The following is a 23,421-nucleotide window of genomic DNA, read 5'->3' on the forward strand; positions in this document are numbered from 1 at the left end:
CTGTCCACCTATGCTCCTAGTAATCTTTTTCCCAAACGTTATTTTTAATGGCGTATTCCTTGACGATTGCCATGTAAATTTCGATTAGCTTTTTATCGTCTTGAATTACATCAACTTTATTTAGTTTGTCTCGTTTAGACTTACTAATACCTTCATCTGCCATGCGTCGGCGCTTGTTGGTTAGTCGAGTTTTTAACGAAACTCCTGCACGCTTGTCAATTTCTGCATAGATACCATTACGTACATTCTTATAAGCTTCTCCGCCACCTTGATACTGTGCGATACGTTGAATTAGACGAGTTGTCCCTTGTCGCCAATCAATCGTGCTAGTCCCCACAATTTCGGAGATGTTATCTAGCTTGTGGTCAATTCTTTTCGTCTCTAACTCTTGTTTAGCCATTGAATCAAATAAACCTTTGAACATTTGTAATTCAGGACTCAAGCGTGAAGTATCCAAAGCTTGTCGCATATTAAAGTAGCCATCAACCAACTGATCGTAGATATCCCATGCTGTATCATCTTCTAAAATTTTCAGTAATTTAAAATATCCCCGTTCGGATAGAAGATACACATGTTCTGTACGGTTGCTAGTGATAAATCCATGTTTTTCTGCAAAATCTCTAAGTCGTTCTGAACGACCTAGAAAATCTATGATGTCTACTTCTTTTTTAAACCTATTTTGATTTCTATTGATGAGTTCATTAATTCTCTTAACTGTGCTTCCATGAATCATCGCAATGTCTTTAACCAGCATTGATTTTTTGTCTTCGCCAAATCCACCTTCTATTCCTGTAAATTTGAAACCGGCGATTCGCTCTGTTCCTAATACTTTTAATTCATTCATATTGTTTTCCCTCTTTCGTGTGTATAATTTAATTAGTTCAATTAAAGGTGGTGATATTTTTGAAAGCTTCTGAATTTATGAAAGTATATGATTCTGTTTCGAAAGAAAGTTCTGCTTTTTGGGAACCCGATGCCATGAAGAAACGTATGAAAGATTTTATTGACAAGAATGGAAAAATGGATTTAACGAATACAGCTCTTTTCCTTCAAACGCAGGGAACTCGTTATACAAATCTATTTGTTCGCAACTTATTATTTGACTTATTAGTTGATGAAGACGACTTAGACAACTCTTCCGAATCAACAAACTGATTTCTACCAGCCAATCTGCCCAATAACAGATTGGCTTTTTCTAATTCAGCATTTAATTCCTTTGCAATTTTTAAAGTTTCTTTTAGTTCTGTGTTGTTTACTTCGACCGGCACTACAATTTTTTCTGCTTCCATTTCTGATTCCTCCTTTCTTGCCCTACACCTATAACATGGGGTAAAACTATGCGTTTTGACTAAAAGGTTCTGAAATTAAATTTTAGATTCCGTATTTTTCATGCAAATACTCATAAATGTCATTTACTAAAATTTCCGAAGCCTTTGTTACTGACTGTTTATTAAGCGATAAACTTACAAAAGTTCGAGACTTGCCAAATTTTTTAGCTAAGCTTCCCTGATTTTCTAGGCGTCGATTATTAGATAACCAAGCCTTGATTGCTTCAGCTTTATTGTTTGTTTCCATATGGATAAACATGGGTTCACCTCCATTTATAAATATTGTTAAGAATAATTCCAGAAATTTGTTGCAATATTCTAAAACATATCTTAGAATAAAGACATAATTAAATAAGCAATAAAAAGCCTTCTATATCGCCTGCCAGCTGATTTATAGGTGTTTTTAATTTGCTCTTTTTATTAACTATATTTCTTAACAAGATTTATTCTAAAACATATATTAGGATTTTTCAAGTTTTTTCTAAAATTTGTTTTAGATTAATGAGGTTAAAGTCTGGAGAAACATTATTATGACGCTATTTGATAAGATTAAAAAAATTTCTAAAGAACGCGGATATTCAATAGCAGAAGTAGAACGTAAAGCTGGAATAAGTACTAATTATTTATATCAGTGGAAGAAAAGAGAACCAAGTCCAAAGTCTTTAGCTTCTGTCGCCAAAGTTCTAGGTGTATCTGTAGATTATTTGTTAGGTACAGAAGATAAGTCCTCTGCTACTAAAGAGCCTGTTGACCTAGATAAGGCTCTATCTGAGGAAGGTATGGCTATGTTTGATGGTAAACCACTTTCAGAAGAATATAAAAAAGCTCTGTTAGCTATGCTTAGAGCTAATAAGAATAGTGGTGAATAGTGTTATGCACAATAATTTACATGATGATTTATTGGCTCGTCTTATTTATATCGCGGATAAAGCAGAAATTAAGATAGAAAACATTGAAGGTAACTCTGCAGATCCTGATGTTGCGTTTTGCAAAAGCAGGATTATCAATTTAAACAATAATTTTGAATGTAATATTAGCGTTGCATTTAGACTTGCCCATGAGATAAGTCACATTCAATTCTCACGGCCTACCTTCCTATACACTTTCTCTCCTTTCATTAAAAATAAGGAAGAACGAGAAACTAACGAGCGCGCAATCCGAATGATTGCTAAATTGATTTACGGCGAAGTACCAAATGAACGTAGAAATTGGGTAAACTTTATGAGTGAGTTTAATCTTCCTAGTTGGTTCGAACCATTAGTTAAGGAACTTATTTATGATTAATTATTAGCCTTACGTCCAAATACTGATTGACGGTATAAAAGCTGTACATATTTTGGAGGAGAAGTTTATGGAAACCTTTTTAGCTTTCACATTCTTTGGAGGATTAATCGTACTACTAGTTGGAGCAATTCTATTCTTTATTGATTACGCTCAAAAAAGAGCAAAGAAAAAATCATTAATTATTGTTGCAATTGGTGTAGTTTTGACTGTGTTGTCGCTAAGTAGCGAAATATTAATAAATCAACATAATGCTAGAGTTGCTCAACTGCAGAAGGAAGAGTTGGCAGCAGAAAAAAAGTCAAAAGATAAAAAGTTTAAGAATACTGCATCTAATTTTCTAGCTAAATATTATGTTATATGGGGGGATTCAGAAGATTTAGGTAACTCAGTCAATAAGGATTGGGAAAATGCTATTGATAACGATCCCGAAGGATTCGATGTTGAAAAGACTATTGATGATATCGAAAGTAAAAATGCGGATAAAATTACTGAAATTACTGACGGTACAGATAAACTAGATACATACTTAGATACATTAAAAAAGAACGATACCGGAAAGTATAGCTATGAAGATTTTGATAAAGCTAACGATAACATATCAACTTTATCCAATCTGGTAACCTCACCTTCTGGAAGTTACTCAAGCTTCGGAACTGAATTTTCAGATGATGATGATGCAGTTTCCAAAAGCTTTGATGATATACAGGAAATTGTTGAACAATAATTTTACAAAATAAAAAAGCCACATCCCTGCTCCCGCCAAGAAGAAAGATGTGACTTAACAAAATAAAACTACTCTTGAGTAGCTCTTTTAATATACCCAATTTTACCATTAAAGGATTGTGTATCAAGAGAACGGAGGTTCGATAGGAATATGGCAAGTATCAAAAGACGTGGTAACAAGTGGCAAGTTAGAGTTAGTTTTCGTGATGAAAACGGAGAATTTAGAACCAAAAGTAAATCTGGATTTTTGACAAAAAAAGAAGCCACTATCTTCGCTCATGAATTAGAAATGAACAAAGAGAATGGCTTTGATATTAAACAGTCTGATATGCCGTTTGCTGATTATTTTTTTGAATGGTTTAAAACTTATAAGAAAGATTCACTAAGCAAGATTACAAGTGATCGTTATATGATTACACATAGAGAAATTAAGAAATATTTCAAAGATAAACCATTAACCGATATCAAGCGAACTGATTATCAACAATTTTTAAACAAGTATGCTAAAACTCACGCACCTTCTACAGTTAAAAAGATTAACAACATTATTGGGAACTCCGTACGTAACGCAGTATATGACGATATTATTCGTAAAGATATAACTCATGGCGTAACGGTTAATGGGAATAAAGATCGTGTTGTTAAAGTTGACTATATGAACGTTGATGAAATAACTAAACTTACTAATTATCTTATAGAACATCTGGATTATCGTTTTACAGCCAATTACATGGTTTTGACTGCAATATTTACAGGAGCTCGTATTGGTGAAATTATGGGACTTACTTGGAAAGACGTTAATTTAGACTTTAAGACGATTAACATTAACAAAACTTTAAATTCAGCCACTGGTAAGGGTTTTAAGCCAACCAAAAATGAAAGTTCTAACAGAATTATTCCTATCAGTGATACACTAGTTAACGTATTAAAAGATTTGAAAAATAAACAAAATGGTTCACCATGTGAACTAATTTACATAAGCCATCGTTCACACAATGTTCCGAGTTCTACGGGCGCAAATAAAGCTCTTAGAAGCGCTATGGATTCTCTAGGTATAAATAGACGTAACTTCCATTTCCATAGCCTTAGACACTCTCATGTGGCTTATTTACTATCAATTGGCGTTGATATCTATGCAATTGCTAAACGCTTAGGTCACTCAGACGTTAGTACCACTATTAAAACCTATTCCTACCTAATTGACGAGTACAAAGAGAAGAACGATTCCATAATTACCAACGGTTTAGATCAGCTGGTACAAAAAAAGCAAAACGATTTAATTAAGCACAAAGCTAAATAAATCATTTTGCACATATTTTGCACACACGCCCCGTAAACCCCTATGTTAAAGCATTCTAATATGCCACAGACAAGATTCGAACTTGCACATAGTTGCCTATACAGCGACCTGAACGCTGCGCGTCTGCCAATTCCGCCACTGTGGCTTAACAAACACATTTTACACCTCCCCTTATTAAAAGTGAACAAATATTTTTTCTTTGTCGCAAAATGAGCATATTTTTACTCTTTATCAGTATTATTAGCACTGGAAATGACCACAAATAAGATATAATATCAATAAATAAGATATAATAGACACAAGGAGTTGAGATGACGTGGTAAACACATTCCAAGCTAATCGGATCGTTAAATGTTATAAATCCAACGACCTCTCGAAACCTTTCGTTGGAAAAATTAGCGATGTGATTGATAATGATGCAATTGTAGACATTCTAGACTATGATCCTAGCGACCGTTATGCCGCTTATAAAGTTAATTATACCGTGCGGGTTAAAATTTGTGATATCGTTCCCCTCGAAGTTAAACGCCATACCCAATAAGCGATTATTGTGGCTAATAAGTCCTTTAATATGTTACAGAAAAATCAATTAAGTATCGAAAAAAGAAACAGGATTTACAATCCTGTTTCTTAGTCGTTTCTATTTATCAATTAAGATTACTGTACCATAACCATGGACTACCAAAAACTTGGGTGCTCCATTGACTTCTACTACTTCTGTATTGTACTTTAAGCCGATAATTCCGTCGCCTTCAAGCAAATCAGCTTTCTTTTTCAACTTTTGTTTTGCTTCATCAAATAGTTGATCAAACATATTGTACTTATCGATGTCTTCGGAAGCTAACATCAAGCTACTGGTTGCTTCAACCACGTCCTTAATTGTATAACCGGCATTGATACCTTCGGTTGTGATAAACATTTATTTTTCCCCCTGCTGCTTTTCTTACTCTTTTTGTTGCTTAGCAAATTCTTGCATTCGTGTTCGAATTTCAATCACCGCAGTTACAATCATTGAAAATAAAAATCCAATGACCCACATAATTACCAATGGTGCCCCGCTCATGTGCGTAAATTCCGTCACGAGTACCAAAATTACCGCCACAATCAAGGGAATCCCAATTTTCAATGTCTTCATTGCTTTCTCCCATTTTTCTTAACATCTGTCAGTCGAGTTGAGAAATATTGAATATACCATGTCAGAATTATCCCAACAATTATTATAATAATAAATTTATTCGTTTTACTCAATGATGACACCCAAGTCATTATCATAATAATCGTCGATAGGATCAGTAAAATCAGCGAACTTCGGTAATAAGTCTTTTTTTGCATGCTACTATTCCCCTAATACAAATTTGTTAATTGCCTCAGCCACACCTGTCTCATAATTTCCTTTAGCAATATATTTAGCATTTGCTTTAGCAGATGCACTAGCATTGGAAACTACCACAGGAAGTCCCACACTCTTAAGCATTGCTACATCATTATTATTATCGCCCAATGCCATTATTTCATCCGCTTTTATACCTAGATGGCGTCCAAGTTCTAGCGTAGCTTGACCCTTATCGACACCTTTTAAATTAAATTCAGTATATCGATCTGAAGAAAAAGTAGCATTCACATCGAAATTAACTTTATCTAGTACTTCTGCTTTAATCTGTTTTCTCTTATTAAAATCAGGATTCATCGTAATTATTTTAAAAATTGGTTCATCTTTTAATGTATCCAGATTATCATGTTCAAATTTAATAGCGCGAACTCCACGACTACGAATATACTCATTATCTTCTTCAACTTCATTAAATACATAAACATCATTTAACGTATAAATATGCGTCGAATTCTCCAAATGCTGCTTGGTTATATCAAAAATCTGAGTAGCTTGCTCAAATGAAAATGCATTAGCTTGGATTACATCAAAATTTTGATTTTCGACGATTACTCCACCATTATATGAAATCACAAATTCATTTGCTTTCCCTTTCAACCCCAAAGTTTCTAATAAAGGTTGTACCGATTCAAATCCACGTCCGGTATTAGGGACAAACTTAACTCCTTTTTGAGTTGCTTTTTTAATAGCTTCAATGTTTTCTTCCGAAACATTTCCATCTGGTCCTACTAAAGTTTCATCTAAATCACTAACGATTAGTTTTATCATAAAATTCTTCCTCACAATCTAACATATCTCTAGCCTATCGAATTTGGTAGCGCTTTTCAAATAATAATTAACTTTTTAAGTAAACCATTTCATTTTTGGGTATTCAAATACTAAGCAGTTTTTTAAATAAAATTCAAGCTTGTTTTGCGCTCCAATTCTTTATACAATATGTTGTGGCTGTTTAAAGATTTAGGATTTATTAATACTAGATTTCGGCAAAAAAAATGGAAAAGGGAGCATTTTATGGTGATAATTACAGCAGGAATGATCGGCGTCGGTAAAACTACATTAACAGGGAAAATTGCTGACTACTATGGAACAAAGGCGTTCTACGAACCAGTTGGAGACAATCCCGTTTTACCACTCTATTATTCTGACCAAAAAAGTTATGGATTCTTACTTCAAATTTATTTTTTGAATAAACGATTCCAAATGATCAAAAAGGCTTTGACTGATGATAATAATGTATTAGACCGTTCAATCTACGAAGATGCTCTATTCACACGCGAAAACAACAAAGAAGGTAACATTACGGATACTGAATTTGAAGTTTACATGAACCTTCTTGATAACATGATGAGTGAGCTTCAAAATCTACCTAAGAAAGCACCAGATTTGATGGTCTATGCTGAAACAGATTTTGATACCATCCTCTATCGTATTCGTAAACGTGGGCGTGACTATGAACAATTCGATAACAATCCTGAATTGGAATCTTACTACTATAAGATGTGGTCAGCTTACAAGACATGGTACGAAGAATATGATGTTGGTCCTAAAATGAAAATTGATTTACAAAAGTACGATTTAAGTAACGAAGAAAACGTTAAAATCATCCTTAAACAAATCAATGCTAAACTTAAAGAAGTTCGGGTTGAAGAACCTATGCATAAAGCAATCTAATTTAAAATGACCTCAATTGTCGTTCCACTCTAGTTTAAAACTAAAGTGCCGACAATTGAGGTCATTTTGTTTATCATTTAATTTTTAACAATCATAACGTCTGTAGGTGAATTTTCGACTACATAACTAGCCGTTGAACCGATAAATACTTGAGCGACCTTGCCTAATCCAGTCGCACCTAAAACGATTAGATCGATATCGTATTCTTTAGGCAATTCACGGCTTAACATTGATTTAGGACTACCAATCTTAAGGGCAATTTCCACATCTTCAATGCCTTTTTCGTTAGCTTTTTGTTTCAAAACTTCAAGTTTTTCTTCCCTAGAACGAAGAATGTCCTCAATGTCATCATCTGTTGAAACAACACCAAAGCCAAGGGAAACACTCTCAGTGTTAGCGTGTTGCCTTTTTACTACATGAGCAATAATAAGTTTTGCATCGTTTCTCTTCGCAACCTCAATTACTCGATCAAAAGCTGCCATTGATTCTGGTGAACCATCATAGCCAAATAAAATTTTTTTATAATCCATATTACACACCAACCTTTCAGCTTCTATTATAACAATTTAGCGCTTACATAATAGAGTTTTATGCATTTTCTTCGATTTTTATTTTGCATGTTTTATACTAGTTTGCGGTATACTACCTTTACGAGGTGATCACAATGTTAAAGATTAATCAGGACGGATTGAACGACTTATGGCCTGTCCGTTCCAATGATAGTCACAAGGGAAGTTATGGTCGGATTTTAATCGTAGCTGGTAATGATCAATATGGAGGCGCTGGAATTTTATCAAGTTCAGCGGCAGTTTATGCTGGAGGTGGATTAGTAACCTTAGCAACGGATAAATCTAACTTTACGGCTGTCCGCTCCACCCTAGCCGAAGTTATGTTGCTCGATTTCTTAGATTTTGATGCTTTAAAAGCAGCCCTAAAAAAATCAACGGGAGTGGTAATCGGTCCGGGATTGGGAACTAATGCTACTAGCTTAAAAATTTTAAAATTGGTCTTGGACCACGTTCAATCCCAAACACCTTTAGTTATTGATGGTTCAGCGATTGATTTGATTGCTACCCATCAAATTCAAGTAGATCATCCCCAAACTATTTTTACTCCTCACCAAATGGAATGGCAACGACTTTCCGGAATAAAGATAGCAGATCAAGCTCCCACGCTAAATCAACGTGCAGTTGATCATTTAAAAGCAATGGTAGTTCTAAAGCATTATGAAACTGAAATTTACGCTCCTCATACCGACTTTCGCCAAATTATGGCTGGTAACCCTGGGATGGCAACAGGTGGTTCAGGAGACGCCTTAACTGGAGTAATTATTGCGTTAGTAAACCAAGTCGACTCTTTGGCCTTAGGTGTTACCTTAGGAACCTTCTTACACAGTTATACCGCCGATCAAATTTATCAAAAAGAAGCGGTTGTTTTGCCCCATCGCTTAATTCGTCGTCTCCCCTTCACACTAAAACAACTTCAAAAAAATAAGCTACTATGATTTTTATCATAGTAGCTTATTTTTAACCTTCAACTAACCGATTAATTTCATCATCCGTTAATTCTCGATAAGTTCCGGGAAGTAATCCCACATCTAGTTCTAAAGGACCAAAGGAAGTCCTTCGAAGAGTGACCACTTTCTCACCTAGGCTACCAAACATTCGGCGAACCTGATGATACTTTCCTTCTTTTAGGACTACCTTAACCACTGTTTGATCATCTAATTCTGAATAGTGTTCAATGATCAGTTGCGCTGGTTTTAACGTAGTACCATCCTTTAAGGTGATTCCTTTTTGAAATTCTTCGACAGCTTGATCGGTGATTTTTCCAGTTACCACCGCCTCGTAAGTTTTATCAACGTGCCGCTCTGGTGCTAATAAATCATGCGCTAACTGCCCGTTATTAGTGATTAGCAGCAAGCCTTGGGTATCTTTATCCAATCTTCCGACTGGAAATAAATCACTTCGGAGATCGACCTTGTTGAATAAATCCATAACGGTTTTTTGTTTACGATCTTCCGTAGCAGTTAAGACTCCCAATGGTTTGTTCATCATGAAATAAAAATATTGTTGATACTCAATCACTTGGTCTTTTAATCTAACCTCATCAACCACTGGATCCACTTTAACTCGCCCAGTTTTAACGATCGTATCGTTAACAAAGATTAGCTTGTCTTTAATCATTTTTCGAATTTGGGTTCGCGTTCCCATATTCATGTCATGTAAAAATTTATCTACTCGCATGTCTCCTCCTAACTAATCTTTAGCATTCGACGTAAGCCAGCTGCCCGTGCCCCAACAATTTCATCCGCTAGGCGGCTCTTTAATACAAAGTAGAGATAAAATGCTCCACCTAAAACTACGGCCGCAGCTATAACTAGTAACGATTGTACTTTACTGGCTGGATCCATCACTATGTATAATCCATTAGTTACGACCATTGCAATCAAGAATGTTCCAAAAGCATAAGTGATGATTTTTCCAATAAATGTATTAATTCGACGATAATCTAAGCCATATTCCAAGTTGATATGCCGTAAAATCAACCAATTCACTACCATAAATCCAATAGCCGTTGAAATTAATGAACCCACTGCTGAAAATAATGCCACCATGGGAAATTGGAAAATAAATTTAACAATCATTCCGACACAGAAATACTTCACGGCTAAGACATTTTCACCAATTCCTTGCATAATAGCCGAAATCACTGTAAATAATCCTAAAACAATTGCTACATAAGAATTAAATTGTAAAATGGCAGTTCCTACATCACTTAGATGATAGAACAGCGTGTATGCTGGTTGAGCTACCGCAGCCATCCCTAAAGCAGCTGGAATCATCAAAAATGCAAAGAGCAAAATTGAATCCGTTACTTGTCGACTAATTTCTGCTCGATCGCCCCTAGTTTTGGCTTCCGATAAAATCGGTACGGAAGTGACGGCCATCGCTGACGCTAATGAAATAACAATCATTACCAGTTTGTTAGCATTAAAAGCAAAGATTGCGTACATATTATTTAAGACGGCAGTCGAATAGTCACTCACCGCATTCATAATTCGGAAAAAGGTGTATTGGTCGATTAATTGGAAAATTGTAATAGCTGATCCAATAATAATAAAAGGTACAGCTTGAGCAATAATTTCTTTATATAGCGTTGACGTTGAAACTACCAGTTCATTGGCACTATGTTGTGACAAATAGGAAAGTCGCTTACGATATTTAATGAAATAAATCCCAAGCACTAATAATCCACCTAATGCACCAATAAAAGCCGCAAAGGTTGATTGTGAAACGCCATAAACCCAATCGCCTTGACCGCTTTTTCCCATAATAAAGTAGGCGGTTGTTAGCATATAAATCACTCGGGCTAATTGCTCAATAAATTGAGAAACGGCTGATGGTCCCATTTCTTGGTAACCTTGGAAAAAGCCCCGAGTCAAACTCATCGTAGGAATTACTAACACTGCCCAAGCCAATGCATGGAGAACCGTAATTACGTTCGGGTCACCATCTTTTAAAAATGGAGCGCCAAAATACAGAATTGCGGCACAGATAATTCCCGTTCCGACGGATAACAAAAGTCCCCGCTTATACAAACGTTGACCCAACGCAAACTCATTAATTGCGTTGTAATGGGATACCTGCTTGGAAATCGCAGATGGGATTCCTGCAATCGCAGCAATTAGAAAGAAACTATAAATATTATATCCTTTAGTAAAAAGAGCGTTCGCTTGGTCACTATAAACACCAAACCAAATTACCCATGGGATAATATAAATGGCGCCTAATATTCTAGAAAAGATACTTCCGGCGGTCATCCACGCCGAACCTTCGAGCATCTTTGCTTTGGATGAAGATTTTCCTGAATTATCTCTTAAGGGTTGTGAACCCATATAGAGAGACTCTGAATTATCCATTTCAGATTGCTTATCCATTTATAAAAACCTACTTTCTCTAGTCAATCTACACTATTTTAATACAATTCATACCTCCGATACAATTAAATTTACGCTGATAGCTCAGCTAACACTTAAAAAATCCACCAAACTCCCAAAATTAGTTCATTTTCCAAACTATTTTTCTACAAAAAAAGGGTCCACGATGCTGTTAAAACATCTGGACCCTACTTTTGATTTAGTTAGCCTACTACGATATTAACAATCTTGTTAGGAATAACAATTACCTTACGAACAGTCTTATCTGCCGTCCATTGTTGAATCTTAGCATCAGCTAACGCTAATTTTTCAAGTTCTTCTTTGGCGATATCCTTGTCAACGGTAATCTTACTCCGAACTTTACCATTAACTTGTAGAATGACTTGAACTGTAGCTTCTACTAACTTACTTTCATCATATGTTGGCCATTCAGCGTATGAAATACCACCTTCGTGACCTAGCAAACTCCAAAGTTCTTCAGCAACGTGCGGAATAATTGGAGCTAACATCTTAACTAATCCTTCCATATATACTGCTGGAAGTTTATCAGCCTTGTATGCTTCATTAACAAAGACCATCATTTGTGAAATAGCCGTGTTAAAGCGCATGTTTTCATAATCATCAGTTACCTTCTTAACAGTTTGGTTATAAATCATATCCAAACTGCCATCATTTTCAGTAACAATATGATCACGCAATTGGTTTTCGTCATCAATCATCAAGCGCCAGACGCGGTCAATCCACTTACGACTTCCATTAAGCCCATCTTCACTCCAGGCGACTGATTCTGTCAGAGGTCCCATGAACATTTCGTATAATCGTAAAGTATCCGCTCCAAAGCGCTCAACAATATCATCTGGATTAACCACGTTCCCTTTTGACTTAGACATCTTCTCATGATTGCTACCGAGAATCATCCCTTGGTTAACCAATTTTTGGAATGGTTCCTTAGTTGGTACAACTCCTAGATCATATAAAACTTTGTGCCAGAAACGTGCATAAAGTAAATGAAGTACCGCATGTTCAGCTCCACCAACATATAAGTCGACTGGTAACCATTCTTTAAGTAAATCTTCGTCAGCAATCTTTTGATCATTCTTAGGATCAACGTAACGGAGGAAGTACCATGAACTACCCGCCCATTGTGGCATTGTATTAGTTTCCCGGCGACCCTTACGTCCATTTTCATCAACTACGTTTACCCAATCATCTAAGTTAGCTAATGGGCTTTCTCCAGTACCGGAAGGACGAATATCGGTTGCAGCTGGGAGTCTCAATGGCAATTCATCTTCTGGAATCAAGGTTGTTTCTCCATCTTCCCAATGAATTACAGGGATTGGTTCACCCCAGTAGCGTTGACGAGAGAAGACCCAGTCACGAAGACGATAGTTAACCTTCTTATGACCAACTCCATGTTCTTCCAACCAGCTAATCATGGTATCAATAGCCGTCTGCTTATCCATCCCATCTAGGAATCCAGAGTTAATTAGCCCGCCTTCGCTGTCCAATACTCCATCTTCAAGATTGCCACCTTCATAAACTGGCACCATATCTATCTTGAATTTCTTAGCAAATTCGTAGTCACGGCCATCATGAGCAGGAACAGCCATCACTGCTCCAGTTCCGTATGAAGCCAATACGTAATCACTAATCCAAACTGGAATTTTCTTACCATTAACAGGGTTAACCGCGTATGCTCCCGTGAAGACTCCCGTCTTGTCTTTATTCAAATCCGTCCGTTCAAGATCTGATTTAGTTGCAACAGCTTTCTTGTATTCTTCAACGGCAGCTTTACTTTCTGGAGTTGTAATTTGGTCAACGAGGTCATGTTCTGGTGAAATTACCAAGTATGTTGCGCCAAATAATGTATCTGGACGCGTTGTAAATACTTCAATTTGTTTTTCGCTATCTTCAACATTAAAGAAGACGCTAGCCCCCACTGAACGACCAATCCAGTTTTTTTGCATTTCTTTAATACTATCGGGCCAATCTACCAGGTCCAAATCGTCAATCAAACGGTCGGCGTAAGCTGTAATTTTAAGAATCCATTGTTTCATTGGTTTACGATAAACGGGGAACCCACCACGTTCTGTCTTACCATCCACAACTTCTTCGTTAGCAACTACCGTTCCACCCATTAAATCAGGAGCCCAGTTTACCAGCGTTTCTTTTTCATAAGCTAAGCCCTTCTTGTAGAGTTGCTCAAAAATCCATTGAGTCCACTTGTAGTAAGCTGGATCAGTTGTATTAACTTCTCGCGACCAGTCATAAGAAAAACCAAGTGATTGGATTTGACGCTTAAAGTTTTGAATATTCTTAGCTGTAAAATCACGCGGATTGTTACCTGTCTTCATCGCATATTGTTCTGCTGGAAGACCAAAAGCATCCCATCCCATTGGATGAAGTACTTTGTAACCTTGCATCCGTTTCATTCGTGACATAATATCTGTTGCTGTATATCCTTCAGGATGGCCCACATGGAGTCCTTGACCTGATGGATAAGGGAACATGTCTAATGCATAATATTTAGGTTTGTCTGCATCTTCGACCGTCTTAAAAGTCTCATTGTCGCTCCAGAATTGCTGCCACTTCTGTTCGATATCTTTATGATTATAAGCCATAGTTTCCTCCATTATTATATTTGTCGATAAAAAAAACCTAAGGATTCTAAAAAAGAATCCTTAGGACGAAAAGTTCCGCGGTACCACCTATGTTTTGCAAAATGCACACTTGAATACCTTAACGCGGAAAACGACAATCTCTACTTAGGTTCAAGATTGTTAATTTTAAAGACGAGTTCGTTGAAAGTCATTCCGAATTTCCACTAGCCATTCGGTCTCTTAAAATGTCCATCCCAACTACTACTTCTTTTATCGACAATATTTAGTTAGGTTTATCATACCAATCTCCACGCTGCATTACAACTCAATATGCTAAAATTAATTATGAAGTTAAAGGAGAAACGTATGCACAGCAGAAAATATACTCATTTATTAATCAATATTCTACCTACGCTTTTATTTATCTTAATCGTAAGTTTAGTTATTTTTAAGCCCAGATGGGTACACGCCTATGACAACAGCATCAGTAGTCTGGTGCAATCTGTCCGAACGCCTGGATTCAATCAAGTGGTCAGCATCTATACCCAGCTAGGTAATTCTATTCCTTACATAATTATCAGCTTGATAGTCTGCTTAATTTTAATTCTAAAGCACCTAAAGAAAGCCGCTTTATTCTTGGCTTGTAATATTGTCCTCGGAAATGGACTTAATCATTTAATTAAACAAATCATTCAACGCCAACGCCCCGAATTCCGTTTAATCAGTATTGGTGGTTATAGTTTTCCTAGTGGTCATTCAGTGGCGGCTATGGTTTTATTTGGAAGCCTAATTTTTATCACTTTCCAAGTTGTCCATCATCAATTAAAACGAAACTTACTAGCATTAATCTACTTAATTCTAATGCTAGGCATTGGCCTATCCCGAATTTATTTAAACGTTCATTTTCCAACGGATGTTACGGCGGGATTCTTACTTGGTTTAATCGTTCTTCAATTTACAACCTATCTCTTTTATGGAAGGAAAATTAAAAATGCTTGATAATGCCATGCAATACAGTCATCAATTACTAACTGAAATTGTTCAACCCGGCGATGTGGTAATCGATGCCACTATGGGAAATGGTCATGACACTTTATTTTTAAGTGAATTGGTTCAAAGCACTGGCCGAGTTTTTAGTTTTGATGTTCAAAAAGCAGCTTTAGAGCAAACTCGAGCCCTATTTGAGCACCAGCATCAACCCTTAACTAATGTTGAACTAATCCATGCTAGTCATGATCAAATTGACCATTATGTCACCGAACCCATTACTGGGGCCATCTTTAATCTAGGATATTTACCGGGCGGAGATAAATCAATTATTACTCATCCCACTTCCACTATCTCGGCAGTCCAACAAAGTTTAAATCAGTTAAAAATTGGTGGTCGTATTATCCTAGTTTGTTACTACGGTCATCCTGGAGGTCAAGAAGAATTACAACAATTACTTTCATTTGTAGCTGAACTCGACCAACATCACTATTCGTGTTTACGCTATGAATTCATCAACCAGATTAATAATCCGCCCATTTTATTGTGTATTGAGCGTAAAAAATAATGGATTTAGAAGGCTAGCCTCTCAGCTAGGTTCTAAATCCATTTTTTTAAATATTATCTTTGGAGCGACGGTCAAACGCATTAATGATTAAAGCAACCACAATCAAAATAAAGCAACCAATGTAGATATTATGCAAAGCTTGATATAAAACATTTCTCAACGTTGGCAATAACGTTTCTGGTAAAGTTTTAGCCGTTTGAGGATTGATAACTTTGTTCATCATATCCATATTAATTTTAGGGTTCGCCTTAACTCCGGCATTCATCGTCCCATTCATAATGATTCCGAAAACGGACATCATAATGGTTTGGCCCAGTGTCTTAGCCAAAGTATTAAAGGAAGTTGCTACCCCAATCCGATCTTTAGTTACTAATTGCTGTGAAATTACTAATGTGGAAGTAATTGTAATTCCAAAACCAACTCCTAAAATAGCTGCAATAAAGAAGAACGCTAAGAACGGTGTTGAAGCCGGTACTAAAGCTAATAATAAGCTACCAACAGCTAGGATTGATAAACTAATGGTCAAAATCTGGTTGGCTTTTAATTTAACAATCATCCGTCCTGCTAAGAATGAACCGAAAATCCATAAAATTGAACTTGGAGTTACTGCAAATCCAGCTAATGAAGCTGGCACTCCTAAAATTCCTTGTGTCCAGCTTGGTAAGTAAACTTCGAAACCAATCAACAAACCAGAGACCAACATCGTCGCCACATTTTGAATTACAAATGTGCGGTTGTTAAACAAATCTAGGAAAATAATGGGATCTTCCGCCCGTTTTTCTTGACGAATAAATAAGCCAGCTCCCACGATGAAAATCACAAACGAAATCACCAATGTAACCCATGAGAATGAACTTTCGCCCATCAATTGAAAACCGTACATTAATCCCAGTAAAGCTACCATTAACCAAAAACTACCTAGGTAGTCAATTTTCTTGCTATGGACACTAACCTCTTCTTTAAGGAAGAACTGAATTAAAAAGATGGTGATAATTCCAATCGGTAAATTGATAAAGAAAATCCAATGCCAACTTAGATTATCAACAATAAAGCCTCCTAATAGCGGAGCAATAATAGAAGCAATTCCCCATGCTGAACCATTTAGTCCCATTACCTTGGCCCGTTTTTCAATCGGATAAATATCAGCAATAATGGTATTAGAAACCGGCATAATCGATCCAGCCCCGATTCCTTGCAATGCGCGCCATAAAATCAAGAAACCCATTGAGTGGGCCATCCCACTTAACATCGAGCCAATCAAAAATATAATAATTCCAAAAATGAACACTCGTTTACGACCGAAAATATCAGACAACTTCCCGTAAATTGGGGTAAATATTGCATTAGTTAGTAGGAAAATTGAAATAACCCAATTCATCAAACTAACGCCATGTAAATCTCCTACAATGGTCGGCATCGCTGTCGAAACAATTGTTCCTTCAATCGCCGACATAAAAGTTGCAACAAAAATAGCGACTGTTACAACGACCACATTTGTTTGTTTTTTCTCCATTTATTACCTCTCAACCAATATAATAGCCGTGTTAATATCCGTTTAGACATCAACACAGCCATTAATCAAATTTTTTAGTTTTTAAAAAAGTCGTTTAAAGCTTCAACCTTATCCGTCTTTTCCCATGGTAGTTCAACGTCAGTCCGTCCAAAATGACCATAAGCAGCCGTCTGCTTGTAAATTGGACGTTTCAAATCTAACATTTCAATAATTCCAGCAGGTCGTAAATCAAAAATCTTACGAACGGCTTGTGTTAATTTTTCTTCTGAAACCGTACCGGTACCAAAAGTATCCACCATGACCGAAACAGGTTCTGCGACCCCAATTGCATAAGCAATCTGAACTTCAACCCTTTCAGCTAACTTAGCTGCTACAATGTTTTTGGCAATGTAACGAGCGGCATAACTTGCTGAACGGTCCACCTTAGTCGCATCTTTTCCAGAGAAAGCTCCACCACCATGACGAGCGGCCCCACCGTAGGTATCTACGATGATCTTACGCCCTGTCAAACCGGCATCCCCTTGTGGTCCACCAATAACAAAGCGACCTGTAGGGTTGATGTAGAAATTAGTGTTTTCATCTAAAAGAGTAGCTGGGATTACAGCTTTGATAACTTGTTCAATAACATCTTGGCGAATCTGTTCTAAAGTTACGTCAGGATCATGTTGAGTACTTAAAACAACCGTATCTACGCGAACAGGATGATCATTATCATCATATTCAACCGTCACTTCGGCCTTAGCATCTGGACGAAGGTAGCTGATAACTTGTTCCTTACGTAGTTTAGCAATTCTTTGCATCAAATGATGACTTAACATAATTGGTAATGGCATTAATTCTTCTGTTTCATTAGTTGCGTATCCGAACATTAAACCTTGATCTCCGGCACCGATTTGGTTTAGTCGATCTTCATGGCCTTCACGCGTTTCCAAGGAATCATCAACTCCTTGAGCAATATCTGGAGATTGTTCATCAATGGCAACAATTACAGCACAATTTTCGCCATCAAATCCATATTCTCCACCTACATAGCCAATATCCTTAATGGTCTTTCTAACCACCTTTTGGATATCGATGTAAGCTGTTGTTGAGATTTCTCCCACAACGACTACTAATCCAGTCGTAACGGTTGTTTCACAAGCAACTCGTGCATCTGGATCGTTCTTTAATAGTTCATCTAAGATAGAGTCACTGATTTGATCGGCTATCTTGTCTGGATGTCCTTCAGATACTGATTCTGAAGTAAATAAATGTCTTTCTGACATGTAAATTCCCCCTAAATTTAATTTCGGTTACAAGGATCTTTTGGATAACTAATCCTATCGGGAACACTAGTAACTTACTAAGTCTATCACACCCACTCTTTCTTTTAAAGTTAGGTTGACGTTCCTGCGGCTTTTGTATACGATTAATGTCAGGAAACATAAGGAGTTTTATATGAATAAAATCAATCTACCAAAATTTAATTATCCTATTGAAAAAAAGAGTTATCTTCCCGCCATTAATGCTTTGTTGCTCTCGGTGGTACCTTGGTATCTCAGTAGTCATTTTAGCTCAGAGATCTTCAGTAAGCATCTTTCCATTCAAATATTATTTTTCCTAGCAACTTTCATGGTAAATTTTCTTACTATCGATCGTCTAACTAACAAAACTAATTTACGTTTAATGGCGCCCTTGGCGATTATTCCAATTTTGACCTTTATAATTCTACTGTTCAGCGAAAACACTTACGTTGCACTTTTAGGGTTACTTAGTTTTGTGCCATTTCTGACTACTTTCCTACCATTTGAACAAAAAAATGGTGTAGGATTACTTACTTTTTCGCTTAGTGTCGGAACGTTAGCACCACTTGCCTTTTTCTACATTCGAAATGGGTTTGTAACTTCGATTCTCTTGAAAATGGGCTTATTGTTATCCTTGATGATTATCGTAATTCTCTTTGCTATTTTTATTAAAACTAGTTTTAAGTTTGCAATATTTGCCTTAACATTAACTTTAATCATTACGATTTTTGCTTTTATTCTTTTAAAGAGTTGGACAGCTTTAATTTATCCCATTTTAGCAGTTTTTAGTTGGTTTATTCCTAAATTACACCTACCTCGGAACTTCACTTTGCTAGTCCTAATTGCTCTAATTGGTTTGGCTTCATTTTTTATAACCATCAATTAATTTCTTAAACAAATAAAAACGGACGAAAAATCAATCTTTGACTTTTTCGCCCGTTTTTAGTATTTAAATTATGCTTCTTCTAATAATTTTCTGAAAGGAATCAATGATTCAGCATGATACTTCTTAACAAATTGTTCGACTGCTTCAGGATCTTGAGTTTCTTTATCCAAAAGTAGTTGTTCAACAGGAAGTGGTCTTAAGTTTGTAATCTTAACATCAATTACCACGGGGCCTTTACGATCTTTCGCTTTTTCAAAAGCTTGTTCCAATTCGTCGTAGGTCCGAACTTCAAATCCTTCTGCCCCCAGTGCTTGGGCTGAAGTACCGTAATCTGCATCAATCAAATCTACACCAGAATGTGGTTGCTTGCTATCATCTTGTTCAGCTTCGATAAAGCCTAAGCTTTCATTTGTTAATATAACATTGATGATAGGCATATGATACTTAACTTGAGTTAGGACATCTTGCATTACCATGGCATATCCACCATCGCCTGAAATTGACCAAACTTGGCGATCTGGATATTCAGCTTGTGCTCCAATGGCTGCTGGTAAGGCATAACCCATTGTGGCATACCAACCTGAAGTCGTAAATCGTTGAGCTTGATCAGCTTTAAGGAAACGCATGCCATCGATCGTTACATTACCAACATCAACTTGGAAAATAGCATCATCGGTTGCTAAAGCATTAATCTTAGCAAAAACATTTTCAACATTTAAAGGTGTATCTTGCTGGCCCACAAACGAATTCTTCCATTCTTCCCAATTCTTTTTGTTTTCTAATGCTGCCTTATACCATTTGCTTTCAGCAGTAGTTTCAGCTTTTTCTAGCATCACTTTGAGGAATTTATGGGAGTCAGCTAAAATAGCCAAATCTACAACATGTCTTCTACCAAATTTACTTGCATCAATATCTACTTGGATATATTTAGCATCTGGGGCAACAAAGTAAGGCTGGAATGGAAAATCAGAGCCCACGAACATTACAGCATCTGCTGCTTGTAAAACTTCTACCCCTGGTTTAGTTGCTACTCGACCAGCCGATCCCATGTTAGCCTTATAACTGTCGGGGACAATTCCCTTAGCCAAGGCTGATGTAACAATCGGAATATGCAATTTTTCAGACAATGCAATAATATCTGACCCAGCTCCTCTTGTACCTTGCCCGATGTACATCACTGGATGCTTGGCATTACTCAAAATTTCAAGCGCTTCGTCAACCTGCTTTACATCTGGTTCAGGTAAGATTGGTGCTTGATAAAGATTAGCTGATGAGACATAGTTATCTTCAATAGGTTGCCAACCTAAATCCTTAGGAATTGTAACTACCGCTACCCCACTATATTTGTAAGCTTGGCGAATAGCTTCGTCGACGACGTGGGGCATTTGTTCAGCAGTCATTACGGTTCGATTATAAACTGCAACATCGGTGAAAATTGGATTTTCATTTAATTCTTGGAAATAGTCCGTGTTCATTAATGTTGTAGGAACTTGTCCGACCAAAGCTAATACAGGCATATGATCATGCTTAGCATCATATAAACCATTAAGTAAATGAACTGCACCAGGTCCAGCTGATCCAAATGTAACTCCAAGTTTACCAGTTACCTTAGCTTCTCCGACCGCTGCCAGAGCCCCAACTTCTTCATGTCGAACTTGAACATAATTAATGGTGCTCTTCCGATTGTACAAAGCATTCATTGTCGAATCAAAAGATCCCCCTGGTAGACCATAAACGTTATGAACTCCCCATGATTCCAAAACTTTAATCATTGCATCAGATGCATTAATTTTTTCAGTCATATAATCCCCTCATTCCACTTCTTTTTAGTAAGTTTTCTACAAGGTTTATTGTAGTTCTATTCAATACATTTGTAAACTAAAACGTTACTATTTGTTAAATAAATGGTACTTATTTAACTTCACTTAATTTATCGGGATATTAAACTGAAATTAATTAAAAGTTCTCTAAGTGAAGCTCAAACTTACTTTAGGATCTTAATTATTTTTATATACAAAAAAACACCTTATTCTAAAATAAGATGTTTTAATTGTTTTTTTCTACTTGTGCGAACGGTCCTAACGAGACTCGAACTCGTGATCTCCTGCGTGACAGGCAGGCGTCCTAACCAGCTAGACCATAGGACCATAATTGCGGGAGCAGGATTTGAACCTACGACCTTCGGGTTATGAGCCCGACGAGCTACCAGACTGCTCCATCCCGCGATAATATAAAGTTAATTAATAATCAAATGTTGATGACCCGTACGGGATTCGAACCCATGTTACTGCCGTGAAAGGGCAGTGTCTTAACCACTTGACCAACGGGTCATAAATATAAAATATACAAGCTACGGAGAAGGAGGGATTCGAACCCTCGCGCCGCTTGCGCGACCTACACCCTTAGCAGGGGCGCCTCTTCAGCCACTTGAGTACTTCTCCAAATGGGCCTAAATGGACTCGAACCATCGACCTCACGCTTATCAGGCGTGCGCTCTAAACCAGCTGAGCTATAGGCCCATATAAAAATATAACAAAAGCGGGTGACGAGAATCGAACTCGCGACAACAGCTTGGAAGGCTGTGGTTTTACCACTAAACTACACCCGCATAATAAAGGTATTAAATTGTGAATGGCGCGGGACAGAATCGAACTGCCGACACATGGAGCTTCAATCCATTGCTCTACCGACTGAGCTACCGAGCCATTTACGGTCCTAACGAGACTCGAACTCGTGATCTCCTGCGTGACAGGCAGGCGTCCTAACCAGCTAGACCATAGGACCATAATTGCGGGAGCAGGATTTGAACCTACGACCTTCGGGTTATGAGCCCGACGAGCTACCAGACTGCTCCATCCCGCGATAATTGAAAGGAGGATGAGAGATTCGAACTCTCGCGTGGTTTGACCCACCTGACGGTTTTCAAGACCGTTCCCTTCAGCCAGACTTGGGTAATCCTCCATAATAAAAATATACGTTTTACTGCCCTATACTAACAAAAGCTAGATGGACCTTGTAGGACTCGAACCTACGACCGAACGGTTATGAGCCGTTTGCTCTAACCAACTGAGCTAAAGGTCCAAGTTCGTATATTAACCCTATCGCGGCGGAGGGGATCGAACCCCCGACCTCCCGGGTATGAACCGGACGCTCTAGCCAGCTGAGCTACACCGCGATCTATATATTGAAACAATAAATGTATTTAAACATTTAATCGGGAAGACAGGATTCGAACCTGCGACCCCCTGGTCCCAAACCAGGTGCTCTACCAAGCTGAGCTACTTCCCGTTAAAACAATGCACCCAGTAGGAGTCGAACCTACAACCTTCTGATTCGTAGTCAGACACTCTATCCAGTTGCGCTATGGGTGCATAATAAGTGCCGAGGACCGGGATCGAACCGGTACGGTTATCACTAACCGCAGGATTTTAAGTCCTGTGCGTCTGCCAATTCCGCCACCCCGGCATCTTTGCTATAGTAGTAACGGATTACTACTAAGCGGAAGACGGGATTCGAACCCGCGACCCCCACCATGGCAAGGTGATGTTCTACCACTGAACTACTTCCGCAAAATTGATATGCCGACTAGAGGATTCGAACCTCCGACCCCCTGTTTACAAGACAGATGCTCTGCCAACTGAGCTAAGTCGGCATTATCACTTATTAATGCCATATATTTACTTTTATGAAACATAGCACTAATTTGTGCTATGAGCCGTGACAGGCTCGAACTGTCGACCCTCTGATTAAAAGTCAGATGCTCTACCAACTGAGCTAACGGCTCAAAATATAATGGGGGATACAGGGCTCGAACCTGTGACCTCCTGCTTGTAAGGCAGATGCTCTCCCAACTGAGCTAATCCCCCATTTAGCATGGCAACGTCCTACCCTCGCAGGGGGCGATCCCCCAACTACTCTCGGCGTTAAGAAGCTTGACTTCTGTGTTCG

The 23,421-nt window shown here is 37.6% G+C and carries 23 protein-coding genes, 20 tRNA genes, 1 riboswitch and 1 other annotated feature; of the genes, 10 read left to right on the top strand and 33 right to left on the bottom strand.

Features of this window, described 5'->3' with window-relative positions:
* Window positions 1–16: 16 nt before the first annotated feature.
* The 3 genes from HFC68_RS02680 to HFC68_RS02690 form a co-directional block, all read right to left on the bottom strand.
* Complete coding sequence (locus tag HFC68_RS02680) at window positions 17–844, bottom strand: ORF6N domain-containing protein (protein ID WP_167399661.1); 828 nt, start codon at window positions 842–844, stop codon at window positions 17–19.
* A 223-nt stretch (window positions 845–1,067) separates the two neighbouring features.
* Window positions 1,068–1,289: a hypothetical protein gene (locus HFC68_RS02685; protein WP_167399662.1), complete on the bottom strand. Its 222-nt coding sequence runs from the start codon at window positions 1,287–1,289 to the stop codon at window positions 1,068–1,070.
* 82 nt (window positions 1,290–1,371) lie between these two features.
* Entirely contained in the window at window positions 1,372–1,587 is a 216-nt protein-coding gene (locus HFC68_RS02690) for a hypothetical protein (RefSeq protein WP_159295066.1), read from the bottom strand.
* A 271-nt stretch (window positions 1,588–1,858) separates the two neighbouring features.
* Between HFC68_RS02690 and HFC68_RS02695 the strand changes: the two genes are divergently transcribed.
* The 4 genes from HFC68_RS02695 (at window position 1,859) to HFC68_RS02710 (ending at window position 4,635) form a co-directional block, all read left to right on the top strand.
* On the top strand, window positions 1,859–2,197 hold the full coding sequence (locus HFC68_RS02695) for a helix-turn-helix domain-containing protein (RefSeq protein ID WP_159295067.1): 339 nt from the start codon (window positions 1,859–1,861) through the stop codon (window positions 2,195–2,197).
* Between the two features lie 4 nt (window positions 2,198–2,201).
* Window positions 2,202–2,612, top strand: coding sequence for a hypothetical protein (locus HFC68_RS02700; protein ID WP_167399663.1), 411 nt, complete (start codon window positions 2,202–2,204; stop codon window positions 2,610–2,612).
* Between the two features lie 67 nt (window positions 2,613–2,679).
* Complete coding sequence (locus HFC68_RS02705) at window positions 2,680–3,336, top strand: O-antigen ligase family protein (RefSeq protein WP_167399664.1); 657 nt, start codon at window positions 2,680–2,682, stop codon at window positions 3,334–3,336.
* 150 nt (window positions 3,337–3,486) lie between these two features.
* Entirely contained in the window at window positions 3,487–4,635 is a 1,149-nt protein-coding gene (locus HFC68_RS02710) for a tyrosine-type recombinase/integrase (protein WP_167399665.1), read from the top strand.
* Window positions 4,636–4,696: 61 nt separating this feature from the next.
* On the opposite strand, the gene HFC68_RS02715 is transcribed toward HFC68_RS02710, so the two are convergent.
* Window positions 4,697–4,780 (bottom strand) — tRNA-Leu (locus tag HFC68_RS02715).
* Between the two features lie 171 nt (window positions 4,781–4,951).
* Here HFC68_RS02715 and HFC68_RS02720 point away from each other — a divergent pair.
* The gene (locus HFC68_RS02720) at window positions 4,952–5,176 is read left to right on the top strand and encodes a hypothetical protein (RefSeq protein ID WP_002833755.1); all 225 of its coding nucleotides are present in this window, start codon (window positions 4,952–4,954) and stop codon (window positions 5,174–5,176) included.
* Between the two features lie 99 nt (window positions 5,177–5,275).
* Here the strand turns inward: HFC68_RS02720 and HFC68_RS02725 are convergent, their stop codons facing one another.
* The 3 genes from HFC68_RS02725 to HFC68_RS02735 all read right to left on the bottom strand — a co-directional run bounded on the left by HFC68_RS02725 (window position 5,276) and on the right by HFC68_RS02735 (window position 6,793).
* Window positions 5,276–5,554: a hypothetical protein gene (locus tag HFC68_RS02725; protein WP_011673189.1), complete on the bottom strand. Its 279-nt coding sequence runs from the start codon at window positions 5,552–5,554 to the stop codon at window positions 5,276–5,278.
* Between the two features lie 24 nt (window positions 5,555–5,578).
* Window positions 5,579–5,770: an AbrB protein gene (locus HFC68_RS02730; protein WP_167399666.1), complete on the bottom strand. Its 192-nt coding sequence runs from the start codon at window positions 5,768–5,770 to the stop codon at window positions 5,579–5,581.
* A 201-nt stretch (window positions 5,771–5,971) separates the two neighbouring features.
* Window positions 5,972–6,793: a Cof-type HAD-IIB family hydrolase gene (locus HFC68_RS02735; protein WP_158190488.1), complete on the bottom strand. Its 822-nt coding sequence runs from the start codon at window positions 6,791–6,793 to the stop codon at window positions 5,972–5,974.
* 243 nt (window positions 6,794–7,036) lie between these two features.
* On the opposite strand from HFC68_RS02735, the gene HFC68_RS02740 reads away from it, so the two are divergent.
* Entirely contained in the window at window positions 7,037–7,696 is a 660-nt protein-coding gene (locus tag HFC68_RS02740) for a deoxynucleoside kinase (protein ID WP_002833751.1), read from the top strand.
* Window positions 7,697–7,773: 77 nt separating this feature from the next.
* Here HFC68_RS02740 and HFC68_RS02745 read toward each other — a convergent pair whose 3' ends face one another.
* A complete protein-coding gene (locus HFC68_RS02745; protein WP_029257849.1) occupies window positions 7,774–8,226 on the bottom strand; it encodes a universal stress protein in 453 nt (150 codons plus the stop codon).
* Window positions 8,227–8,360: 134 nt separating this feature from the next.
* Here HFC68_RS02745 and HFC68_RS02750 point away from each other — a divergent pair, with 134 nt between their 5' ends.
* Complete coding sequence (locus HFC68_RS02750) at window positions 8,361–9,200, top strand: NAD(P)H-hydrate dehydratase (protein ID WP_167399667.1); 840 nt, start codon at window positions 8,361–8,363, stop codon at window positions 9,198–9,200.
* 22 nt (window positions 9,201–9,222) lie between these two features.
* Here the strand turns inward: HFC68_RS02750 and HFC68_RS02755 are convergent, their stop codons facing one another.
* The 3 genes from HFC68_RS02755 to leuS form a co-directional block, all read right to left on the bottom strand.
* Window positions 9,223–9,942 (bottom strand): 16S rRNA pseudouridine(516) synthase, encoded by a 720-nt coding sequence (locus tag HFC68_RS02755; RefSeq protein WP_167399668.1) that lies wholly within the window; start codon window positions 9,940–9,942, stop codon window positions 9,223–9,225.
* Between the two features lie 8 nt (window positions 9,943–9,950).
* Window positions 9,951–11,636, bottom strand: coding sequence for a polysaccharide biosynthesis protein (locus tag HFC68_RS02760; RefSeq protein ID WP_002833747.1), 1,686 nt, complete (start codon window positions 11,634–11,636; stop codon window positions 9,951–9,953).
* 203 nt (window positions 11,637–11,839) lie between these two features.
* Entirely contained in the window at window positions 11,840–14,257 is a 2,418-nt protein-coding gene (leuS, locus tag HFC68_RS02765; RefSeq protein WP_002833746.1) for a leucine--tRNA ligase, read from the bottom strand.
* A 58-nt stretch (window positions 14,258–14,315) separates the two neighbouring features.
* Window positions 14,316–14,520: a binding site (T-box leader), on the bottom strand.
* 82 nt (window positions 14,521–14,602) lie between these two features.
* Here leuS and HFC68_RS02770 point away from each other — a divergent pair.
* Both HFC68_RS02770 and HFC68_RS02775 read left to right on the top strand, forming a co-directional pair.
* Window positions 14,603–15,235, top strand: a complete 633-nt coding sequence (locus HFC68_RS02770; RefSeq protein WP_069825225.1) for a phosphatase PAP2 family protein — start codon at window positions 14,603–14,605, stop codon at window positions 15,233–15,235.
* Window positions 15,228–15,791 (top strand): class I SAM-dependent methyltransferase, encoded by a 564-nt coding sequence (locus HFC68_RS02775; RefSeq protein ID WP_069825224.1) that lies wholly within the window; start codon window positions 15,228–15,230, stop codon window positions 15,789–15,791. Before HFC68_RS02770 ends, HFC68_RS02775 begins: the two co-directional genes overlap by 8 nt.
* A 46-nt stretch (window positions 15,792–15,837) precedes the next feature.
* On the opposite strand, the gene HFC68_RS02780 is transcribed toward HFC68_RS02775, so the two are convergent.
* Window positions 15,838–17,304 (bottom strand): MDR family MFS transporter, encoded by a 1,467-nt coding sequence (locus HFC68_RS02780; protein WP_167399669.1) that lies wholly within the window; start codon window positions 17,302–17,304, stop codon window positions 15,838–15,840.
* Between the two features lie 74 nt (window positions 17,305–17,378).
* Entirely contained in the window at window positions 17,379–18,569 is a 1,191-nt protein-coding gene (gene metK / locus HFC68_RS02785) for a methionine adenosyltransferase (protein ID WP_002833742.1), read from the bottom strand.
* A riboswitch (SMK box riboswitch) is annotated at window positions 18,567–18,647 on the bottom strand. It overlaps the preceding gene by 3 nt.
* 94 nt (window positions 18,648–18,741) lie before the next feature.
* Here metK and HFC68_RS02790 point away from each other — a divergent pair.
* Complete coding sequence (locus tag HFC68_RS02790; protein ID WP_167399670.1) at window positions 18,742–19,473, top strand: hypothetical protein; 732 nt, start codon at window positions 18,742–18,744, stop codon at window positions 19,471–19,473.
* Window positions 19,474–19,541: 68 nt separating this feature from the next.
* Here the strand turns inward: HFC68_RS02790 and spxB are convergent, their stop codons facing one another.
* From spxB to HFC68_RS02890, 20 genes are all read right to left on the bottom strand, one after another.
* Complete coding sequence (spxB, locus tag HFC68_RS02795; RefSeq protein WP_060743922.1) at window positions 19,542–21,275, bottom strand: pyruvate oxidase; 1,734 nt, start codon at window positions 21,273–21,275, stop codon at window positions 19,542–19,544.
* Window positions 21,276–21,546: 271 nt separating this feature from the next.
* Window positions 21,547–21,620: transfer RNA gene (locus HFC68_RS02800), tRNA-Asp, on the bottom strand.
* Window positions 21,621–21,624: 4 nt separating this feature from the next.
* Window positions 21,625–21,698 (bottom strand) — tRNA-Met (locus HFC68_RS02805).
* 33 nt (window positions 21,699–21,731) lie between these two features.
* Window positions 21,732–21,803 (bottom strand) — tRNA-Glu (locus tag HFC68_RS02810).
* A 23-nt stretch (window positions 21,804–21,826) separates the two neighbouring features.
* Window positions 21,827–21,914, bottom strand: a tRNA-Ser gene (locus HFC68_RS02815).
* Between the two features lie 3 nt (window positions 21,915–21,917).
* Window positions 21,918–21,992 (bottom strand) — tRNA-Ile (locus tag HFC68_RS02820).
* An 18-nt stretch (window positions 21,993–22,010) separates the two neighbouring features.
* A tRNA-Gly gene (locus HFC68_RS02825) sits at window positions 22,011–22,081 on the bottom strand.
* 24 nt (window positions 22,082–22,105) lie between these two features.
* Window positions 22,106–22,178 (bottom strand) — tRNA-Phe (locus tag HFC68_RS02830).
* 5 nt (window positions 22,179–22,183) lie between these two features.
* Window positions 22,184–22,257 (bottom strand) — tRNA-Asp (locus HFC68_RS02835).
* Between the two features lie 4 nt (window positions 22,258–22,261).
* Window positions 22,262–22,335: transfer RNA gene (locus tag HFC68_RS02840), tRNA-Met, on the bottom strand.
* Between the two features lie 9 nt (window positions 22,336–22,344).
* Window positions 22,345–22,434 (bottom strand) — tRNA-Ser (locus tag HFC68_RS02845).
* 46 nt (window positions 22,435–22,480) lie between these two features.
* Window positions 22,481–22,554: transfer RNA gene (locus HFC68_RS02850), tRNA-Ile, on the bottom strand.
* Window positions 22,555–22,574: 20 nt separating this feature from the next.
* Window positions 22,575–22,648 (bottom strand) — tRNA-Met (locus HFC68_RS02855).
* 39 nt (window positions 22,649–22,687) lie between these two features.
* Window positions 22,688–22,761: transfer RNA gene (locus tag HFC68_RS02860), tRNA-Pro, on the bottom strand.
* A 9-nt stretch (window positions 22,762–22,770) separates the two neighbouring features.
* Window positions 22,771–22,844, bottom strand: a tRNA-Arg gene (locus tag HFC68_RS02865).
* 8 nt (window positions 22,845–22,852) lie between these two features.
* A tRNA-Leu gene (locus tag HFC68_RS02870) sits at window positions 22,853–22,938 on the bottom strand.
* A gap of 32 nt (window positions 22,939–22,970) precedes the next feature.
* Window positions 22,971–23,042 (bottom strand) — tRNA-Gly (locus HFC68_RS02875).
* A 10-nt stretch (window positions 23,043–23,052) separates the two neighbouring features.
* A tRNA-Thr gene (locus tag HFC68_RS02880) sits at window positions 23,053–23,125 on the bottom strand.
* A gap of 59 nt (window positions 23,126–23,184) precedes the next feature.
* Window positions 23,185–23,257: transfer RNA gene (locus HFC68_RS02885), tRNA-Lys, on the bottom strand.
* A gap of 9 nt (window positions 23,258–23,266) precedes the next feature.
* Window positions 23,267–23,339 (bottom strand) — tRNA-Val (locus HFC68_RS02890).
* Window positions 23,340–23,421: the final 82 nt, after the last annotated feature.

It is taken from the genome of Pediococcus sp. EKM201D (genome assembly GCF_011800215.1).
GTDB lineage: Bacteria > Bacillota > Bacilli > Lactobacillales > Lactobacillaceae > Pediococcus > Pediococcus pentosaceus.

Excerpts from the sequence above, each read along its gene's own strand:
- HFC68_RS02680 (WP_167399661.1), bottom strand. The coding sequence starts at position 844 with ATGAATGAATTAAAAGTATTAGGAACAGAGCGAATCGCCGGTTTCAAA.
- HFC68_RS02685 (WP_167399662.1), bottom strand. The coding sequence starts at position 1,289 with ATGGAAGCAGAAAAAATTGTAGTGCCGGTCGAAGTAAACAACACAGAA.
- HFC68_RS02690 (WP_159295066.1), bottom strand. The coding sequence starts at position 1,587 with ATGTTTATCCATATGGAAACAAACAATAAAGCTGAAGCAATCAAGGCT.
- HFC68_RS02695 (WP_159295067.1), top strand. The coding sequence starts at position 1,859 with ATGACGCTATTTGATAAGATTAAAAAAATTTCTAAAGAACGCGGATAT.
- HFC68_RS02700 (WP_167399663.1), top strand. The coding sequence starts at position 2,202 with ATGCACAATAATTTACATGATGATTTATTGGCTCGTCTTATTTATATC.
- HFC68_RS02705 (WP_167399664.1), top strand. The coding sequence starts at position 2,680 with ATGGAAACCTTTTTAGCTTTCACATTCTTTGGAGGATTAATCGTACTA.
- HFC68_RS02710 (WP_167399665.1), top strand. The coding sequence starts at position 3,487 with ATGGCAAGTATCAAAAGACGTGGTAACAAGTGGCAAGTTAGAGTTAGT.
- HFC68_RS02725 (WP_011673189.1), bottom strand. The coding sequence starts at position 5,554 with ATGTTTATCACAACCGAAGGTATCAATGCCGGTTATACAATTAAGGAC.
- HFC68_RS02730 (WP_167399666.1), bottom strand. The coding sequence starts at position 5,770 with ATGAAGACATTGAAAATTGGGATTCCCTTGATTGTGGCGGTAATTTTG.
- HFC68_RS02735 (WP_158190488.1), bottom strand. The coding sequence starts at position 6,793 with ATGATAAAACTAATCGTTAGTGATTTAGATGAAACTTTAGTAGGACCA.
- HFC68_RS02740 (WP_002833751.1), top strand. The coding sequence starts at position 7,037 with ATGGTGATAATTACAGCAGGAATGATCGGCGTCGGTAAAACTACATTA.
- HFC68_RS02745 (WP_029257849.1), bottom strand. The coding sequence starts at position 8,226 with ATGGATTATAAAAAAATTTTATTTGGCTATGATGGTTCACCAGAATCA.
- HFC68_RS02750 (WP_167399667.1), top strand. The coding sequence starts at position 8,361 with ATGTTAAAGATTAATCAGGACGGATTGAACGACTTATGGCCTGTCCGT.
- HFC68_RS02755 (WP_167399668.1), bottom strand. The coding sequence starts at position 9,942 with ATGCGAGTAGATAAATTTTTACATGACATGAATATGGGAACGCGAACC.
- HFC68_RS02760 (WP_002833747.1), bottom strand. The coding sequence starts at position 11,636 with ATGGATAAGCAATCTGAAATGGATAATTCAGAGTCTCTCTATATGGGT.
- leuS (WP_002833746.1), bottom strand. The coding sequence starts at position 14,257 with ATGGCTTATAATCATAAAGATATCGAACAGAAGTGGCAGCAATTCTGG.
- HFC68_RS02770 (WP_069825225.1), top strand. The coding sequence starts at position 14,603 with ATGCACAGCAGAAAATATACTCATTTATTAATCAATATTCTACCTACG.
- HFC68_RS02775 (WP_069825224.1), top strand. The coding sequence starts at position 15,228 with ATGCTTGATAATGCCATGCAATACAGTCATCAATTACTAACTGAAATT.
- HFC68_RS02780 (WP_167399669.1), bottom strand. The coding sequence starts at position 17,304 with ATGGAGAAAAAACAAACAAATGTGGTCGTTGTAACAGTCGCTATTTTT.
- metK (WP_002833742.1), bottom strand. The coding sequence starts at position 18,569 with ATGTCAGAAAGACATTTATTTACTTCAGAATCAGTATCTGAAGGACAT.
- HFC68_RS02790 (WP_167399670.1), top strand. The coding sequence starts at position 18,742 with ATGAATAAAATCAATCTACCAAAATTTAATTATCCTATTGAAAAAAAG.
- spxB (WP_060743922.1), bottom strand. The coding sequence starts at position 21,275 with ATGACTGAAAAAATTAATGCATCTGATGCAATGATTAAAGTTTTGGAA.